Origin of the sequence: Paenibacillus sp. FSL H8-0282 (genome assembly GCF_037963825.1) — a bacterium.
Classification (GTDB): Bacteria; Bacillota; Bacilli; order Paenibacillales; family Paenibacillaceae; genus Paenibacillus_AQ; species Paenibacillus_AQ odorifer.
Map to the genome: position 1 here is coordinate 5,055,522 of NZ_CP150146.1, position 18,150 is coordinate 5,073,671.

Annotated in this window: 8 protein-coding genes; 2 read left to right on the forward strand and 6 right to left on the reverse strand. The window is 46.0% G+C overall.

Going from position 1 to position 18,150, the window contains the following annotated elements; all coding sequences use genetic code 11:
• Positions 1-131: 131 nt before the first annotated feature.
• Both NST94_RS21950 and NST94_RS21955 read right to left on the reverse strand, forming a co-directional pair.
• Positions 132-1,022 (reverse strand): carbohydrate ABC transporter permease, encoded by an 891-nt coding sequence (locus NST94_RS21950; protein WP_036683186.1) that lies wholly within the window; start codon positions 1,020-1,022, stop codon positions 132-134.
• A gap of 26 nt (positions 1,023-1,048) precedes the next feature.
• Positions 1,049-2,005, reverse strand: a complete 957-nt coding sequence (locus tag NST94_RS21955) for an ABC transporter permease subunit (protein ID WP_051491272.1) — start codon at positions 2,003-2,005, stop codon at positions 1,049-1,051.
• 113 nt (positions 2,006-2,118) lie between these two features.
• Between NST94_RS21955 and NST94_RS21960 the strand changes: the two genes are divergently transcribed.
• Positions 2,119-3,987: a sensor histidine kinase gene (locus NST94_RS21960; protein ID WP_339281278.1), complete on the forward strand. Its 1,869-nt coding sequence runs from the start codon at positions 2,119-2,121 to the stop codon at positions 3,985-3,987.
• 1,347 nt (positions 3,988-5,334) lie between these two features.
• Here the strand turns inward: NST94_RS21960 and NST94_RS21965 are convergent.
• The 3 genes from NST94_RS21965 to NST94_RS21975 form a co-directional block, all read right to left on the reverse strand.
• The gene (locus tag NST94_RS21965) at positions 5,335-10,338 is read right to left on the reverse strand and encodes an S-layer homology domain-containing protein (protein WP_339281279.1); all 5,004 of its coding nucleotides are present in this window, start codon (positions 10,336-10,338) and stop codon (positions 5,335-5,337) included.
• A gap of 382 nt (positions 10,339-10,720) precedes the next feature.
• On the reverse strand, positions 10,721-12,262 hold the full coding sequence (locus NST94_RS21970; protein WP_076191788.1) for a response regulator: 1,542 nt from the start codon (positions 12,260-12,262) through the stop codon (positions 10,721-10,723).
• A 242-nt stretch (positions 12,263-12,504) separates the two neighbouring features.
• The gene (locus NST94_RS21975) at positions 12,505-14,826 is read right to left on the reverse strand and encodes a glycoside hydrolase family 95 protein (protein ID WP_339281280.1); all 2,322 of its coding nucleotides are present in this window, start codon (positions 14,824-14,826) and stop codon (positions 12,505-12,507) included.
• Between the two features lie 214 nt (positions 14,827-15,040).
• Here NST94_RS21975 and NST94_RS21980 point away from each other — a divergent pair, with 214 nt between their 5' ends.
• On the forward strand, positions 15,041-15,910 hold the full coding sequence (locus tag NST94_RS21980; protein ID WP_339281281.1) for an AraC family transcriptional regulator: 870 nt from the start codon (positions 15,041-15,043) through the stop codon (positions 15,908-15,910).
• A gap of 55 nt (positions 15,911-15,965) precedes the next feature.
• On the opposite strand, the gene NST94_RS21985 is transcribed toward NST94_RS21980, so the two are convergent.
• The gene (locus NST94_RS21985; RefSeq protein ID WP_339281282.1) at positions 15,966-18,020 is read right to left on the reverse strand and encodes an alpha-galactosidase; all 2,055 of its coding nucleotides are present in this window, start codon (positions 18,018-18,020) and stop codon (positions 15,966-15,968) included.
• Between the last annotated feature and the right edge of the window lie 130 nt (positions 18,021-18,150).

Sequence of the window (18,150 nt, forward strand, 5' to 3'; positions counted from 1 at the left end):
CTAATTCCTCCCATTAAGTAAGTTACTTCATAAGTCTATCAAGCAACCAAGCAAGTCTGTCCGCTCACCCCCCTTCAGGGCCGCCAGCCGGACAAGATTTCTCCAGCTGACGTTCGGTTTATTTAATCATATTAACTCTTAACCGCTCCCAAAGTCATACCCTTAACAAAGTACTTTTGCAGGAATGGGTATACCAGTACGATAGGCAATGTTGCCACCATCGTCGCTGCCATCCGGATAGTATCACTTGAAACCGCATTCCGCTTAGCCGAGTTAGCTAGCATTTGCGATTGCGATACCATGCCTCCGGTTTGGAATTGACTTAATATTTTCACGAGTACGGCTTGCAAGGTCTTTAAGTCAGAACTATAGGTAAACGCATAGGAGTCAAACCACGAATTCCAATGTGAGATTGCCTGAAAAAGTCCTACAGTCGCAAGCACGGGTGTGGTCAAAGGTAGAACAATCCGGAAGAAAATCGTCAGGTCATTCGCCCCGTCTACCTTCGCCGACTCCTCGATCTCACCAGGCAGCCCCTCCATAAAGGTACGGACAATAATCATATAGAAGACATTCATCAACCCTGGCAAAATAAATACGGAAAACGTGTCAATCATATTCAGCGCTTTAAGCACCATGTAATAAGGAATCAGTCCGCCTCCAAAATACATCGTGAAGACAAAATATAGATTCCATCCTTTACGTCCCATCAAATTCCGGCGGCTTAGCGGATAAGCAAGCATCGTAATGACAAGGACAGATAGCGGCGCTCCAATTACGGTACGTTTGACAGTAACCCATAAGCCATTCAAAATCTCGCTATCTTTTAAGATTTGACTGTAGCTATCAAAGGTGAGGACTCTGGGCCATAAATAGACGCCACCACGTACGGTATCCTCAGCAGCATTTAATGAAAGAACGAGAATATTCCAAAAAGGCAGAAAGGTAACTAACAACACAAGTATAAGAATGAAATAAACTATAAATTTAAAAATATGATCCCCGTATCTATTCGAAATCATCACAAGCGCTCCTCTCTTTTTCGTGTTTAGAACAACGCTTGGTCGTTCACTTTTCTAGAAATACGATTCACAATTACAACAAGTATAAAGGCAATCACGGATTTAAATACCCCAACGGCCGCCCCGTAGGAGAACATGCTGTTTTGTAGCCCGTATTTATATGCATAAATATCGATAACCTCTGAATACTCAAGCACGGTATTGTTTTGCAGCAGGTATTGTTGTTCAAAGCCCGCATTCAAAATGCCTCCGACGGCTAGAATCCCTAAAATAACAATGGTTGGACGCAAGGCTGGCAACGTAATATGCCACATTTGCCGGAAGCGACTGGCTCCATCCACTCTTGCTGCTTCGTAGAGCTCTGGATTAATAGCGGAAATTGCAGCAAGATACATAATGGCGCTGAAGCCCATTTCCTTCCACATGTTAGACAAAGCGATAATCCACCAGAATAGTGGTCCATTTTGTAGAAAAGCAACCGGTTCCTGAACAATGCCCAACGTCACCAGTAAATTGTTAAACATCCCATCGGAAGCCAGCAGCGTAATCACGATGTTTGCAGCGATAACCCATGAGATAAAATGCGGCAGATAAGAAACCGTCTGTACAAATCTTTTGAAAAATCCCTGCCTAGCTTCATTCAGTACAAGTGCGAGTATGATCGGCGCTGGAAATCCGAATAACAAGGTCAGCAAGCTTGTAGCGAGCGTATTACGCATTACACGGTAGAAATCTCCGGTAGTAAAGAAATACTCAAACCACTTGAAGCCTACAAACTCTGCATGGAAAAATTGTTGAAAAAACGTTCCTCCGCCCGGCTGATAATTCGTAAACGCCATATACATCCCAAACATAGGACCATAAGAAAATAGCAATGTCGCAATTAAGGCAGGCAGCATCAGCAAAAATAACCATTTCTGCTCTTTTAATCTGTACCACAGATTATTGCCTCTGACTGTTTTGATAGCGCTTGCTTTATGCATCAAATACCCTCCCTTTTTATTTAGTGCAGCATGTCGAGCCACATCTCGATTCAACTTCTCTCCTATTCATCTTAAGTCCGCAACAGGTGGCTTTCTATACTTCAATCCTCCGAATGATAGCGCTTTTTAAAGGAGTTTCGGCAGATTCGAGCATTGGATTTCGATATTTAGTCTGCTATGATGAACATGGCAAACAGCGAATTTACAGTAAAGAAGGGACTTCTTCTATGCGCCATATATATAGGAAATATATTTATATGCCTTTTATTGATTTGAGCTTTCGTTCCAAGCTGTTCAGCGTATTTGTGCTAGTGACCATTGTTCCGATGATGCTTTTCGCCTACCTTTCCTACGAATTAACAAAATCAAAATTAACGGATCAGATTTACAGCAATATGATGAATTCAACAGCTCAGATTAATAAAAATTTGGAAAACAAGCTGGACAGCTATGAACATATTTCAGCTTCCATCTACCTGGATAACAGACTTGCCAGCTACCTCACGAGTGAATACCAGGATGATCCTTCTTATCTGGATGTCTATCAATATATAGGCAACCGCATGGACACGATAATGACTGCCTATCCTGATTTTGATAGCGTTTTCATTTATTCGGACAATGAATCACTTCCCAAAGATGATTATTATATCAAGCCGGTAACAGCTGAGGTTAAAAAGACCGAGCTGTTCAAGCAGCTTCAGCAGTCACACGGGAATATCATTCATCTGTCCTCACCGCAAACCGAAGATAGTCCGGCCATGTTTACCTTAGCAAGATTTTTGAACAATAACCGCAATCAATATCCCTACGGTATTCTAGTCTTCAGAATCTCCGAATCGGTAATCTATTCTTTAATGGAGGAAGAAGCGGGCGGGAAAGATATTTTTATTATTAATGACAAAGGGCTTATTCTCTCAGCAGCAGACAAGCACTTATTAAATACGAGCCTGCCGGAATTGCTTGATCAGAAATTCGATGAATCGCCATCGGGCAGATTTGACACAACTTACAAAGGGGTAAAGGCTTTCGCCGTCTATAACACGCTCAAAAATGGATGGAAAACCGTGTCCATCTTCCCTTATGACAGCATTATTCAGGATGCTAAATCACTCTCAGATCTGATTATCAAAATCTCACTGGGCTTTATTGGCGTGGCCCTCCTGCTGATTTACATTACGGCGTCGCTATTCAGCAAGCGTATCCGTACTTTAATCCGGATGATCCGCCGCCTGGAACGGGGGGATTTCAATCATAGTACAGAAGAACATTTGGGAAATGATGAGATTGGCCAGCTGCATTTTGCCTTCAAGCAAATGACCACCCGGCTCAAAAGTCTCATTACCGAGGTGTATCAGAAGGAGCTGCAGAGCAAGGAAGCCGAGCTTGACCTGCTGCAAGCGCAGATCAACCCTCATTTTCTGTACAACACACTGGGTTCCATCTCGTCGCTTGCCCTAAAACATCAAGATACGCGTATACAAGATTTGGTGCTTCATCTAGCCAAGTTTTATCGAATCTCCCTGAATAAAGGGAAAAGTATATTGACCATCCACGAGGAATTAAAGCTGACCCAGAGCTACAACGCCATTCAGCTAATCCGCTTTAAAGGACAACTGAACATTACCTACACAGTGGATGAAGCGATTCTGCCCTACTCTACAGTCAAACTTGCCTTACAGCCTTTTGTGGAGAATGCAGTGCTTCATGCCGTGTGGAGCCAAGAAAGTCCGCTAAATATTCATATCAAAGGTGTCATGGAAGCGAACGATATTATTTTGTCAGTAATCGATGATGGCATGGGGATGAGCCGCGAGACCCTCAGCTCTTTGCTTGAGGATAAGCCTGGACGAGGGTACGGAATCACTAACGTTGATCGCCGCATCAAACTGAAATTTGGTGAGCACTACGGCGTTAAAGTGTTTAGCAGATTAGGAATAGGCACCACTGTGCAGATTCGTTTACCCCAAAAAGAGGTGTAGGAGCGGTGACGAGGGGATTCTCCATTGCGGGGATCGTTTGGGTCGCTTCTCCTTGGATTTGATGGGATCGATGGGATCGTTTAGATCGCTCGGTAGTATTGCTCCCTGCTCATTCGTATCGGACCGAGGGGACCTTATTTCGATGATTCGGGGCATTTTGCTCGACTATCGGACTCAGATGCAGCTATTGACTCATTTACACAATAATTCCGGACAATTTTATAGCAATAAGAGCTATACAGTCCGATACCTTTGTAGAATAGCTCAAATATCCGAAATAGCTGCAATACGGTCCGATGTGTTCGACTTTGCGCGGGATTCTAATTTGACGGAGTGTGTTCTACTTATGCTCCCTCCTCATTCGCATCGGACCGAGGGTACCTTATTTCGATGAATCAGGGTACTTTGCTCAACTACCGGACTCAGATGCAGCTATTGACTCATTTGCACAGTAATTCTGGACATTTTTATAGCAATAAGAGCTATACAGTCCGATACCTTTGTAGAATAGCTCAAATAGCCGAAATAGCTGCGATACGGTCCGATGTGTTCTAACTATGATCTACTTTGCCGGGGTGTGTTCTACTTTTGCACGGGATTCTACTTTGCTGGGTATGCTCTACTTTTGCGCGGGATTCTACTTTGCTGGGTATGCTCTACTTTTGCGCGGGATTCTACTTTTCTGAGGTGTGCTCTACTTATACTCCTTCCTCATACGCATCGGACCGAGGGGACCCTATTTCGATGAATCAGGGCATTTTGCTCGGCTATCGGACTCAGATGCAGCTATTGACTCATTTGCACAGTAATTCTGGACATTTTTATAGCAATAAGAGCTATACAGTCCGAAATCTTTGTAAAATGACTCAAATATCCAAAATAGCTGCGATACGGTCCGATGTGTTCTAACTATGATCTACTTTGCCGTAGTGTGTTCGACTTTTGTGCGGGATTCTACTTTGCTGGGGTGTGTTCTACTTTTGCGCGGGATTCTACTTTGCTGAGGTGTGCTCTACTTTTGCGCGGGATTCTACTTTGCTGGGTGTGTTCTACTTTTACACGGGATTCTACTTTGCTGGAGTGTGTTCTACTTTTACACGGGATTCTACTTTGCTGGGGTGTGCTCGACTTTTGCACGGGATTCTACTTTACTGGAGTAAGTTCCGATAGATAGTAAAGTGTGGTATTAGTAACTGCCAAACAGTAATGTACCTAATAGCAATGTACCTAATAGTAATGTAGTATCTATTAGTAAAGTTCGATAAAGTAGCTAATTTCATTAACTGATCTATCAAAAAGAGCGACTCTCCGGTTAATGGAGAGTCGCTCTTTTGTAGTCATTTCAGCTTACTTCAAAATCAAATTATAGATCACTTGAGCCGCTTCTGCGCGCGAAGCGATTCCTTTTGGTGCAAACCGTTCATGACTTTGACCTTGAATCAGTCCTAGGCTGGCCGCTTCATTTACAGAAGAAGTGGCCCAAGCAGACACCTGATTCATGTCGGTGAACGCTGCGGCAGTTGCACCGTTGGTTGTTTCACCATTGGTTTTTGCGCCATTAGTTGTTGTACCGTTAGTTGTTGCACCGTTGGTTGTTGCACCATTGGCTGTTACGCCGTTGTTCAGCTCGTAAGCCTTCATTAGCATCACCGTGATTTCTTCACGGGTGATTGGTGCGCCCGGCTCAAACTTGGACACACTTCTGCCACTCACGATTCCCGCCTTGTAAGCGATTGAGATAGGCTCCGCATACCAGGCAGATGGAGCAACATCAGCAAAGCTTTCTTTTCCTGTCGCGGTCAGTCCAAGGGCATGAACAAGCATCGAAGTGAACTCGGCACGTGTAACTGCCCGGCTTGGTTCAAACTTTACTTTGCTTGTGCCCTGCACATATAGCTTGGACGCCAGCTCTTGGATTACTGGGTTAGCCCAGTGATTGGCCGGAACATCGACAAAGATGCGGTTCAACTCCAGCACAGCATATTTGCTGAAGTGGCTGACCTCAGCTTTTAATACACCGTTAGCATAATCAGCTTGAATATATTCCAGCCTGCCATTGTCCGCGATATTATAAACACCGCCTCGTTTAGCATTGAAGCCTTCTGCCACTGGCATGATGAGTGTTATTGGCTTATCAAATGTAGCGAGTGTGTCTGTAATGCCTGACTTGGTGGTAATAGAAAGACTAAATTCATAGATGTCTCCCTTGAGTACAACAGCCGCATTAGTAGAACTAGCCACTGTAGCAACCAACTCATCGGCCTTGCTGCTGAGGTTCACCATCTTCAGTGCAATCGTGCTATCTTCCCACTGTCCCTCTGGCAGCTTGTTTTGTAGCTGGTGAATTAGCTCCGCTGGTACCTGCAAGGAGAGCTTACCCGCATTCAAAACTAGGGTGTGGTTCGCCAACTGTCGGACTACAGCAGAGGATAACTGAACTTGCTGAATATCCCCTTTAATCTCAACCACTACCTGACCAGAAGCACTGTCCACTTTCAGCATATCTGGCATGAGAATCAAAGTGCCCGCAGCATTCTCTTGACCCGAAGTACTGTCAGAGGTACCCCCATTGTTTCCTGGATTCCCAGGATTACTAGGCTCTCCTGGATTTCCCGGTTCTCCTGGATTACTAGGCTCTCCCGGATTTCCCGGTTCTCCTGGATTACTAGGCTCTCCCGGATTTCCCGGATTTCCCGGCTCTCCCGGATTACTAGGCTCTCCCGGATTTCCCGGCTCTCCTGTAGAGGCCTCTTTGACTGTGATTTCTGCCGATGCTTTGAACCCACCATCTACCGTCTCCACAGTAATGGTGGCCTTTCCAGCTTCTACAGCGGTTACTGTTCCGTACACTACGGTAGCTACAGAGGTATCGCTCGAAGTCCAAAGTACTGCTTTATCCGTCGCATCATCCGGCGATACTGTAGCCGTCAACTTACCGGTTTCACCAGCGGTCAACGCAAGCTCTGTCTTATCCAGTGTTATACCGGTTACTTTCTTAGGTGCAGCCGTCAATTTTACCAGTTTCGACTCTGTCGGCTGTAAGGACAATTTCATAGCTCCTGTGGCAGAGGAAACCTCTCCTGTCCAGAGATCTTGCTTAGTATAAATCTCTGCAGTATCCAATCCAGCGCGGCCAAGATCAACTTGCTTATCTGCCGAAGCAGATGCACTGTAATTGAATACGGCCAGATAATAATCATTGCCATCCTTCATAACAAAAGTATCGGCGGCATTGGCGTTTGTATTTCCTTCAAGTGGCTTGAACACTTTTCCTTTTAAAGCTAAATCGAGAACATCTTTGTTGTTGAACAAAGCGGTCATGTACTCCTGTGCTTTTGGATCGTTAACATCGTCAGAGCCAAGCAGTACTGTTCCAGCGATAACGCCAGAGTTCATACGGGTACGCGCTTCAGTCAAGCTGGTAGCACGGGCCAATGCCAAATGATCAGGATCGGTGTAGGTGTAGATCGTGCCATTTTGCCAAAAGCCATAGGTTAATGAATTCAGCATATATTCGGTTTCATTGATCTTGCCGTAGGTGTCGCAGGAAATTCGTCGGCTATGCGCATATTGGCTCGGGAAAATTGGCGCAATTGATGCGCTAATGAACATTTTTCCATCCAGACGTTCTTTCACATAACGCATTCCTTCATTATAAGCTTGGATTCCTGTCGTTATAGTTGGATCGAAATGTTGCCCCTCAAGCGAACCATGCGTTAAGAAATCCAATTTGATGAAGGTGAAGCCCAGAGCTTTAAATTTGTCCAAAAAATAGTTCATGCGCAATTGGGCACCAGGATGTGTTACATCCAAAGGAAAAGCCCCGTCCAGAGTCGGCAGCGGTTGACCCGCGGCATCCTTAAGGACAATATCGCCGTAAGTATATTTATTGTCAGATCCCTCTACAATCTGGTCCATATTGTTGCCCCAGTATACAAACGGTGCCCAATAAATACCCGCATGCTGGCCATTCCCTTTAATAACCGATACGGCGTCAGTCAGCTGCTTATCATTCAGATTATCCCAATAAGAATCCATGTTAATAAATACATTGCCGTTATTATTGAAATTTTGCAGATTCTCTTTGTAGTAATTGGAGACATCCACTACATCTTGATACGAAAGCGTACCCTCGTAAGCTCCCCAGCTATTAAAACCAACCGGTACGCCTTGTGGCAGCTCGGGGTTTAGCGCAAGTGCAGGTGTAATGATCGCATTAGCTTTGCCATACTCCTCAAGCCCTGTACGGTAATCACTGAAGGCCCCTACCATGATCATAGGTGAGGACAAGTTTGTTCCACTTAAGCTGCCATGAGGCTGGGTATCCCGGGTAACATCACTAGCTGCACCCCCATATACGACCAGCTCATTCAGCCGATTGGAGGAACCTTTCCAGTCGATGCCTGTCTTCCAGGTATCATGAGTTACAGAGCCAAGCACAAGGCCGCTGCGTGTCGAGTTGTTAAACACAGTCGTCATCTCATAGCTGGTATCTGCACGATTCATAGATTGAGATTTATAACGAATCCAAGCATCATTGTCAAAAGGAACCGTAAGCACACGATTATCCGCACTAGCTCCGATATCCACACCACCTGTACGTTTTACGGTAATAGGTGACATATAGTTGGTCTTGACCGCTGTATCGCTGGCCGCATCCAGACGGGTCAGAAAATACTTTTGATCGTCATAAAACTTGTAGACCTGCTTTAACGTCGGTTTTCCTGTGGAAGTGTGGACAAAAGTTAGCTCCACGCCTTTGCCGAAACCATCCTGAATGTCTACCGGAGCACCAACACTTGTATGACTCTCATAGCTTGTAGTCTCAACGAGCGTATCGCCGATTTTGATACTGCTATAGATCCCATGCAGCTTCTGTCCGTCAGCCCAGTTATAGCTTGCATATCCAGACTTGGTATTATAGGACACTTCATATTGGCCATTTGATACAAGCAATCCGTAAGTATATTCGGTAACTGTGATAGCTCCGTAGTTCTTCGAAGCGCCCGGTGTTCCTAAATCACCGTCCTCCTCTACTGGGGGATTAGGATCCACACCCATGGCTGGTTCAACTATAATTCGGTCCAGATCTGGCGCATACCCGTTGCCATCTGTAAATTTGATTGTATTCTCGCCTTCGTTCAGTGACAGTGTAAGTTCATACATTCCAACCGTATCCCAGTCCGGTGTCTTGGGCAGCTCATAATACTGCTCTGCTCCACCATTCGCACTAACGTAGAAGCTGCGTGGGTCACCTGAAATATAGGCGACTGTGATTCGGTAATCATCAGTCATAGGGGCTGTAATCTTGTTGAAGGTTATGGAACTGCCGCTATTCAAGTACCCTACCTTCTGACCACCCGAAGCATTCGGACTTTCGGAAACTTGGGCCTCACCTGTCAAATCATTGAGTGGAGATTCTGCTTCATAGCTGAGGGTATAAGGAATAATTTCTATCCGGTCGAAATCTGGAGAATACCAATCATGATCTGAGAAGGTGATAGTATTCAAACCCTCTACCAAAGAGGCCTCCACATCATAGGTTCCCACGGTGCTCCAGCTTGCCGTCTTTGGCAGGTCGATCATTTCATCCAGTCCATCGTTAACCTGCATATAGACAGGACGTTGATCGCCGGAAATATAGGAGATGCGGATTAAATACGTTCCCGCTGCTGGTACTGCAACATTTGTGAACTGTAAGGAACTGTTTTTGTTCAGATCCGTTACGATTTTACCGCCAGAGCCCACACTGCTGTCCGCCACTTTGGCGTTGCCTGTAAGCATATTCTCAGTAGCCTCGGCTTCCAGGATCACCCCATGCAGCTTCTCCTTCCAGTCACCCCCGGGTCCTTCACCTGGATCGCTGTCGTCCAGTCCACGGATTACGATCTTATCGATGTCCGGAGAATACCAGTTGTTGTCATCGATCAAGATGGTATTAGCACCCGCGTTCAGCGGAAGCGTCACATCATAAGTGCCTACCGTATCCCAGTCCACAGTCTTGGACGGTTCTTCAAATTGCTTGTCACCGCCATTGGCACTGATATTAAACGGGCGCGAATCGCCAGAAATATAATACACTGTAATTTTATAATTCCCTGGCTCGTTTACGGTCACATTATTGAACAACAAGGAGCTGCCTTGATACATGCCGCCAACTTTTTTCCCTCCGGAAGCCGCTGGGTGGTCAGAAATTGACGCATTACCCGTCAGAATATTCCCATCCGCTTCAGCTTCATAGCTATTTATATCCTCGGCGTAGACCTTGCCGGCAAACTGACCACCGCTGCCTAACACTAAACTGATCATAAGAAAGAACAAGAACCCTCTTTTCATTACACGTCCAAACATTTAATCCCTCCATTTAACTTTCTGATATAAGAAAAGCCTTCCGGTTGCAATTCATCAGTTGTTCCTCTTTCCAAATAACGTCTTCAGAACTCCTCTCCTTGTTGTAAGTAACGTCATGTAAGGAATGTACGGCCCGTACCGATTACTCTCTCAAGAATGCTGTATCCAACTATTGCCGTCTGGATTTCTTGAAAGCGCTATCGCAATTAGATGTGTAAAAAAGCTTCCTTTAATCGCAATAATGAATCAAGCCCCTCACATGTGCTGAGTTGTAATACATGCTTATTGTAAAAAGCAAAGGGGCATCTTTCCATATCGCAAGTTTACAATTCATAAAGGAAAGCGACTTTTCTTTCTATTCAGTAAGCAGAAGTGCGGAAGGTTAAATATTTTTCCTGTACTCGTTAGGTGTGACCCCAAGGTTCTTCAGAAATAGAGAAATAAAATAAGACGTGCTTTCGTACCCCACTCTCTGGGCAATATCTTGAATCTTCAGTGACCCGTCTGCGAGCAGCTCCTTGGCCTTATCAAGCCGAATACGGGTTAAATAATCGTGGATCGTGATGCCTGTTTTATCCTTAAAAATAGATCTTAAGTAGTTCGGTGACAGATAAACCTGATCAGACAGACTATTAATCGTAATCGGCTGATCGTAATTTTGTTCAATCACGGTGCGAACCTTGTGGACGAGCTTTGTATTTTTATCCATAAGTCGCTCACCTAGCATGCTCACGGCATCACCCGCAGTGCCCAGGATTAAATCCTCGATCTCATGTAAAGTCAGCGCATTATAGATGGAATGATAGAGCTCCGCCCGCTTAAAACCCTCGGGAACAGACTGATGCAGCTGCTCTAGCAGTTCATCAACAAGATCAATCGCCCAATCACAGATGATTTTTTTCTTGATTCTCAGTGTGGCCAATCCCACGAAATATTGATGCAGCTTTTGTGCGGCCTGCTCGAAGTCCAGCTGATGGATAGCTTCAAACCACTCTTTTCTCTCAAAAGGTGGCATATGTTCACTGTCGAACTGATTCGAAATAGCCGCGGCATGAATAATTAAGCCCGTGCCTTTATAAAAACGTTCATTTAAAATCACACGCGTCTGCTTATACAGATTATGGACCAGCGCTAATTCTGCGGCCTGCGCTCCGACTGCTGCCGTCACCGTAAAATCCAGCGCACTACGAATAGCCACAGCTAAATCCTCCCAAGCATAATAGCCAGGCTGTTGAGTCGCTTCCATGAATACACCTGTCTCGCCATCCTTGTAAGGAACAAAAACAACCTCTATATTTTTCGCCTTAAAAAAGTGATCCAGATAAGAAATCAACCGGCTCATACACTCTTCCAGACTCTGCTGCTCACCCTCCGCCTCTTTGGGATCGATGCTGAACAGTGCCATGGTATAATGATTACTCTCTGGGAGACGTGTCAGCCTATTGAAGTTATTTGCCAGCTCTGCGGCTTGCTCCGCATTTTTTTCAAAAGAAAGCTCCTTAAGAATCTTAGTTTTAGCAGCCTCCATAGAACGTTGTTTCATCTGAACCTCTTCGCAGCGTGCTTTAACCTTTTCGATAACGCTTTCAATTTCAGTCAAATCTAGCGGCTTCAGTAAATATCCAACAGCTCCTACATTAAGGGCCGATTTAACATAGTGGAATTCATCATGTCCGGTGAGGAACATAATTTGCATCTGGTCATAACATTCATGTATTTTTTTAGCCAACTCAATTCCATTCATTATCGGCATCTGAACATCTGTAAGAATAATATCCGGTTGAAAAGCCTCTATTTTCTCCAAAGCTTCTCTACCATTGCTCGCTGTTCCGACTACATAGATGCCCATCTCTTCCCAGCGGATATAATCTCTCATCATCTCAAGACCCATTTCTTCATCATCTACCAAAAAAATACTATACACCTGAGGTTCCCTCCTTCTTGTTGTCTGTATTTGCTCCTATTATATTCTTTTCCCCTTAGTCGATCATCGACCAAATAAATGTAAGTCATTTTCAGGCATGAATCGTTACTTTGTAAGATCTAATCCCAACGTGCTCGTAAAAAGGCTATCGGGTCCTAAGCAGACCAGATAACCCTTCGATACCTACTCATCATTATTCGGACGCATAATGAAAACGGAGGCTCATCGCCCCCGCCGAATCATTATAACAGCTCCAATTGGCTGTTGAAATAGTAGCTTCCTCCTGTTTCTGCTTGGAAGGTAGTTCTCTGATCTCCCCATCGAAGGGTCACCGTTCCCGGTGCGTAGGTGCGAAGCGTAGCTTCCGTCAACTGCCCCTTCTCCCAAACTACGTCTACCTCTACCTTTCCTTTGGCTCGTAATCCAGACACCGATCCTGTATTCCAGGCTTGCGGAAGCGCTGGCAACAGATGAATTTCATCCGCGTGGCTTTGCAGCAGCATCTCTGCAATGGTAGCCGTCCCGCCAAAGTTGCCATCCACGACAAAGATATTGCACTCTGCCCCACCAATCCCTGATTTGGAGAAACTGAACAGATTATCGAAGCACAGTCCGCTAATTAAATGAGAGATATGCTTATACGCCTTCTCCCCGTCATATAGTCTGGCAAAACTAAGACCGAATAAGGCGGCGGTGAACTCTACATCCTCCAGTTCTTCCTGAGCCATCCGGTTCTCCAGCGTTACCCTTGCTGCCGCGCTTAACTCCGGTGTTCTGTCCGGTGTAATCTGGTTGCTTGGATACAAAGCGAACAAATGAGCCAAGTGTCGATGCTCAGGTTGCGCTTCTTCATAATCTTCAAGCCACTCCTGCAGCTGACCTCTTTTACCAATCTGTAGCGGGGGTAACTTAGCCATAGCTTCCTTAAGCTTCAGCTGAAGCTCCACATCTGTATCGAGCAACACCGCAGACTTCAGGCAGAACTCGAAAAGATCTTGCACGAGCACTTGATCCATGGCCGAGCCCATAGACAGCTGCTGTGCACCCTCGCTGCTATCTGCGGGATAGAAGCTGTTCTCTGGCGAGTTAGAAGGACCCGTCACCAGCCAGCCATATTTCGGATGAATCGTCATATAGTCGAGGAAGAATTCTGCGGCTTCTTTTAGCACAGGATATGCCTGGCGCTCTAGAAATACACGATCCTGACTATATTCATAATGCTCCATCAGATGGATTGCAATCCATAATCCGCCTGTGACATTGAGCCCCCATGAGGTTTCCCAGCCCGGAGCTGTAAACCCCCAGACGTTAGAGAATACATGCGCTACCCATCCTTTGCTGCCATATAAATCGCGTGCAGTTGATTTTCCCGCCTGAGATAAATCTTCAATATATCGCATCAATGGAAGGTGGCTGTCTGCAAGGTTCACGACTTCTGTCGGATAATAATTCATCTGTGTATTAATATCGAGATGATAGTCGCAGCTCCAGCCCATACGGCAAGCCTCACCGTCATTCCAGATTCCCTGCAAGTGCAGTGGAAGAGGTGAATCTTCTCGTGATCCGGCAATGGTTAGGTAGCGGCCATACTGGAGGAACAATGCGAACAACTGAGGGTCCTCAGCCTGATCCTGTGCCAGTAACCTAATCCGCTGATCGGTAGGCAGACCTTCTTTCCCGGAGCTACCCAATTGAATATCCACCTTTGCATAATCCTGACGGTAATCTTGAATATGATCTTCTTTTAACTGTGCATAACCTTTGGTTAATGCCTGCCTTAGGTTGCTGTAGCTCTCCGTCTCCCAATCCTGATTGCTCCGGCGATAATCGGTACTGACCCCAAAATAAATCCGGGCCTCATTAGCTCCGGAAACTCTTAATCGGCCATCCCCCCTGTAGATCGTACCGCCGGATAGACTTATTTTGAGCTGCCCTTTTGCCCATACCCCGCATTTACCATTACTGTGCACCTTTTCTGTAGCTTGCCCCTTGAATTCAATAGTGTCGCCATCCACAACCTCAGTCGTAAACGATTCTGTCCCACCTTCGATGGCAATCGTAAAGGATACACCTCCAGGCCTATCGCTCCAAATTCTTGAAACTACCAGATCATCGGCATGTGAAGCGAAGACCTCTCGACGGATTGTTGTTTCGCCGCTCTCATAGACCGCCCCAGACACTGCACTTGTCAATTCCAGCTCCCGCCGAAACACACCGCCTGATTTAACATCCGCATCCTGGGCAAAATCAATAACCACCTCGCATAATCCCAGGTTCGTACCGAAATTTTGTTTTTTAGGCTGTAAATACTGTTTGGCTAAACGATCACCGCTGTCATAATCGCCGGCAAAAAAGTGACTTCGCATCTCTTCCAGCGCAGTTCTACCTCCGGCAGGAGCAGGGTCGGGATCCGTTTGCCCAGACCAATAGGTCACCTCGCTCATGCTCCACACCTCACGATGCGGCGCCGCCATTACAACAGCACCTATTCTTCCGTTACCCAACGGCAACCCTTGCGACCAGCTTGTTGCAGGGGTTGAATACCACAATTTAAAATCGCTCATTTGATCGTCTCCTGTCTGTAATAGACCTTCAAAAGTTGTTGTTAATTAATCCGCTTTCTCTGTTATTAACATTGTATATTTATCGCATTTATCGTAACATCATCAGTACTACTAGTCTTTGTTGACTCGTTCATTCATTTGACAATTTATCCGTAATCCCAAACATTTAACTACAGGCCAAAATTAAGAAATGCTGCTAGCAAAGGGGTATAGTATGAACAAACTATCTGAAATCACACCGTATGTTGGAGCAATCATGCCTTATCTGTACGACGGAAGCAGCAATGAGCATCTGCGCGTCGGCAATGCCTACGCCTTTCATCTGTTTACCGATGGCCCCGGTGAGATGGAAATCGACGGAGTTCGTTATCCGATTGAGCGTAGAACACTGGTGTTTCTGCGCCCCGGCCAGCCACATGCCTTTCATATTTCCCCTTCTCATCCACTCTCGTCCTACAATGTCTATTTTGATTTGTGGGACAAGCAGTCGCCTATGTCTACTAATCTTTCTTTTATCCATGCGCCTGAACCCTTTAGGCTTGAGAAAAAGGCCACCGAAGTCCCCTGTGCCGAGCTGAAAGAATTGCCCTGCGTTTTCCCGCTAGCTAAATATCCACAGCTATACGATAGTCTTGTGATGATTGCCAAAATATACAATGAAGCGATATTCTACCGGAATGAAGCGGTTCATAGCTTGTTATACGGTTGGATATTAAGCTGGTATAATGCCCTCCATCAGCATCAGCCAAGCGATTATCGGATTGTCCGCCTGTTGGAGTATTTGAACACTCATCCCGAACGTGGTAAATCTATCGAAGACTGGGCACAGCTCTGCGGACTCAAGCGAACTTATTTTCATGAGCTGTTTCTGCGAGAAACCGGAATGACGCCGCGCGCTTATCATCATAATCTCGTTATGCGGCGGGCGGCAGGTCTGCTTCTGGAGAGCGAGCTAAGTGTTACTGCCATTGCTGAGAAATTGGGCTATCCTTCAATCCATCCCTTTTCCAGACATTTCAGTGCCTGCTACGGCATAAATCCCACACAATATCGCCTTAATCCGCAAAGCCGAATACAAATATAGGTTGTAAAAAAGAATACGCGCTATCCGCAAGAAGCAGAGGGCGCGTATTCTTTTGTTATTTTGCCGTCAATTTGAAGATTTTAGATTCTGCGGGTTCAAGCGTAACTTCCAGCTTTCCTGAGATTTCCCCTTCTACACCTTCCCATAGGTCCAGCAACTGGTAAGCAGCTTGAGCATTCAGCCCTGCCCGTTCTAGTGAGAGGGATTTAGGAGCAGATTTCGTGACATCGTAATTGAAGACAGCTATATAAAAGGCATTTTCTTCTGAAGATTCGAGCACAAAAGTATCACAGGATTGCTTGCCGAGGTCCCCTTCTATCGGTCTGAAGGTTTTGCCAAGACGAGCAACATCCATAATGTCCTTATTGCTCAGCCAAGCTTTAGCCCGGGCGGCGGCTTCCTCTTTTCGGAAGTCATCCCCTAGCAGCAGCACCGTTCCCGCGATCACCGAAGCGGTTAGCCGGCTCCGGCCTTCATGCCAGCCCGTAGCTTCCTGGTTATGGCTCTTGTACAGTACGGAATGGTCGGGATCATTGAAACGGTACAATGAATCGCTCATCCACCAGCCATGGGTCAAAGAGTTGAGCATATATTCTGTGTCCTGCAGCGTGCCAAAAACATCACAAGAGACACGCCGGCTATGTGCAAATGCATAAGGGAACAACGGTGCGATGGACAGATTAATAAAGAACGGTCGACCAATAACCTCTGGAGACAGCTTATTCTGCAAGTAGGACATACCGTAGTGATACGCCGCAATGCCCGTCGTAATCTCCGGATTGTGATGCTGGCCTTCCAGTGCGCCATGTGCCAGGAAATCCAGCTTGATATACTCGAATCCTTCCGAGATGAATTTTTTTGTATACCAATCTATTCTTTGCAGGTTCCCCGGATGTGTGGGGTCAATGGCTAGCCCTCCATCAACATCCGGCAGAATCTCTCCTTCGCTGTCCCGAAGCAGGATATCGCCATAGGTGTATTTACCGTTCGTACCCTCCACGACATCTCTGAACTGAGTAGGACTTCCCCAGAAAGCGAAAGGGGTCCAGTAAGTTCCCGGTCTATGACCATTCTTCCGCACTAGCTCAAGTGCATTTTTCATTTCTTCTGCTGTGAAATTATCCCAAAAAGCGTCAAAGTTGATGTACAGCGTATCCTCATTCTGGAATCCTAACGGCTGCACTTCTTTTTTCAAAAACTCACTGGTCGACGTATACAAATCATAATCCAGATCAGCCATTGCAGCAGACCAGCTATTCCAGCCAACAGGAACGCCACCCTCCCAAGCGAGTGGAGCTTCAATCCATGTATTGGCCCGGCCGTAAGCTTCAAGACCTTCTCTGTAATCATCATAAAAACCTACGAATACGAGCGGAGACTCCACTCTTTTGCCTTTTACATAACCGTGCGGCTGAAAGTCGCGGGTTAATTCACTCACAGCCCCACCGTAAAGATCCAGCTCCTCGATCTGGCCGCTTCGCTCGCTTTTGATACGAATACCCGTTTTCCACACCTTGTGAGTTATGGAACCCATGATAATTCCTCGCCGGCTATCCGGCGCGAACACTGCCGTTACCTCGTAGCTCTCTGTATCCATAGGTGGCTTCACCACTGTATATCTGACCCATTTATCGTTGTCGTAAGGCACACGCAGGATGCTTGGTTCATCCGGTTGACCTGACTCGCCGCCGAGGGATACCGATTTGCTCTGAATGACCGCCATGCGGTTCGCTTTGATATCCTCATCGCTTGCGATCACACTTTGCATCAACACATATGAGGAGGACTCATAAATATAAAAATGCTGCTCCAGCTGTGGCAGCAGGGATGTTTCATGCACAATCACTAGATGAACACCTTTGCCAAAACCTTCACGAACGACCTCTTCCTGCAACTTCAGCACGTGGCTCTGATAGTGTTCAGTATTATATTCCCGGCCCTGCCAGCGAAAGGCGCTGCGAATCCCCTTTACATGTGCAGAAGTCCCGCCGACAACGGATGACTCACCCGTTCCGAGATCAATCTCCAGATTCACCAAGCCATTGGTTACACGGATAAGAGACGTTGTGTCTGTATTCACGTTTACGGTTGTATTACTGTCAGTTAGCATAATTTGCCTCCTTGTTGCTGCATTTTGGACCTTGAGGGCCGCAGTCTCAGTAGCTGTATCCCCCAAGTATGACCTCATTATAAAGAGCGGATAAAGCGTTTTCTATACAACAATCTTCCGATCCATACCG

Bases quoted from the DNA above. Each gene is read 5' to 3' on its own strand.
- NST94_RS21950 (WP_036683186.1), bottom strand. From the start codon at position 1,022: ATGATTTCGAATAGATACGGGGATCATATTTTTAAATTTATAGTTTAT.
- NST94_RS21955 (WP_051491272.1), bottom strand. From the start codon at position 2,005: ATGCATAAAGCAAGCGCTATCAAAACAGTCAGAGGCAATAATCTGTGG.
- NST94_RS21960 (WP_339281278.1), top strand. From the start codon at position 2,119: ATGATAGCGCTTTTTAAAGGAGTTTCGGCAGATTCGAGCATTGGATTT.
- NST94_RS21965 (WP_339281279.1), bottom strand. From the start codon at position 10,338: ATGTTTGGACGTGTAATGAAAAGAGGGTTCTTGTTCTTTCTTATGATC.
- NST94_RS21975 (WP_339281280.1), bottom strand. From the start codon at position 14,826: ATGAGCGATTTTAAATTGTGGTATTCAACCCCTGCAACAAGCTGGTCG.
- NST94_RS21980 (WP_339281281.1), top strand. From the start codon at position 15,041: ATGAACAAACTATCTGAAATCACACCGTATGTTGGAGCAATCATGCCT.
- NST94_RS21985 (WP_339281282.1), bottom strand. From the start codon at position 18,020: ATGCTAACTGACAGTAATACAACCGTAAACGTGAATACAGACACAACG.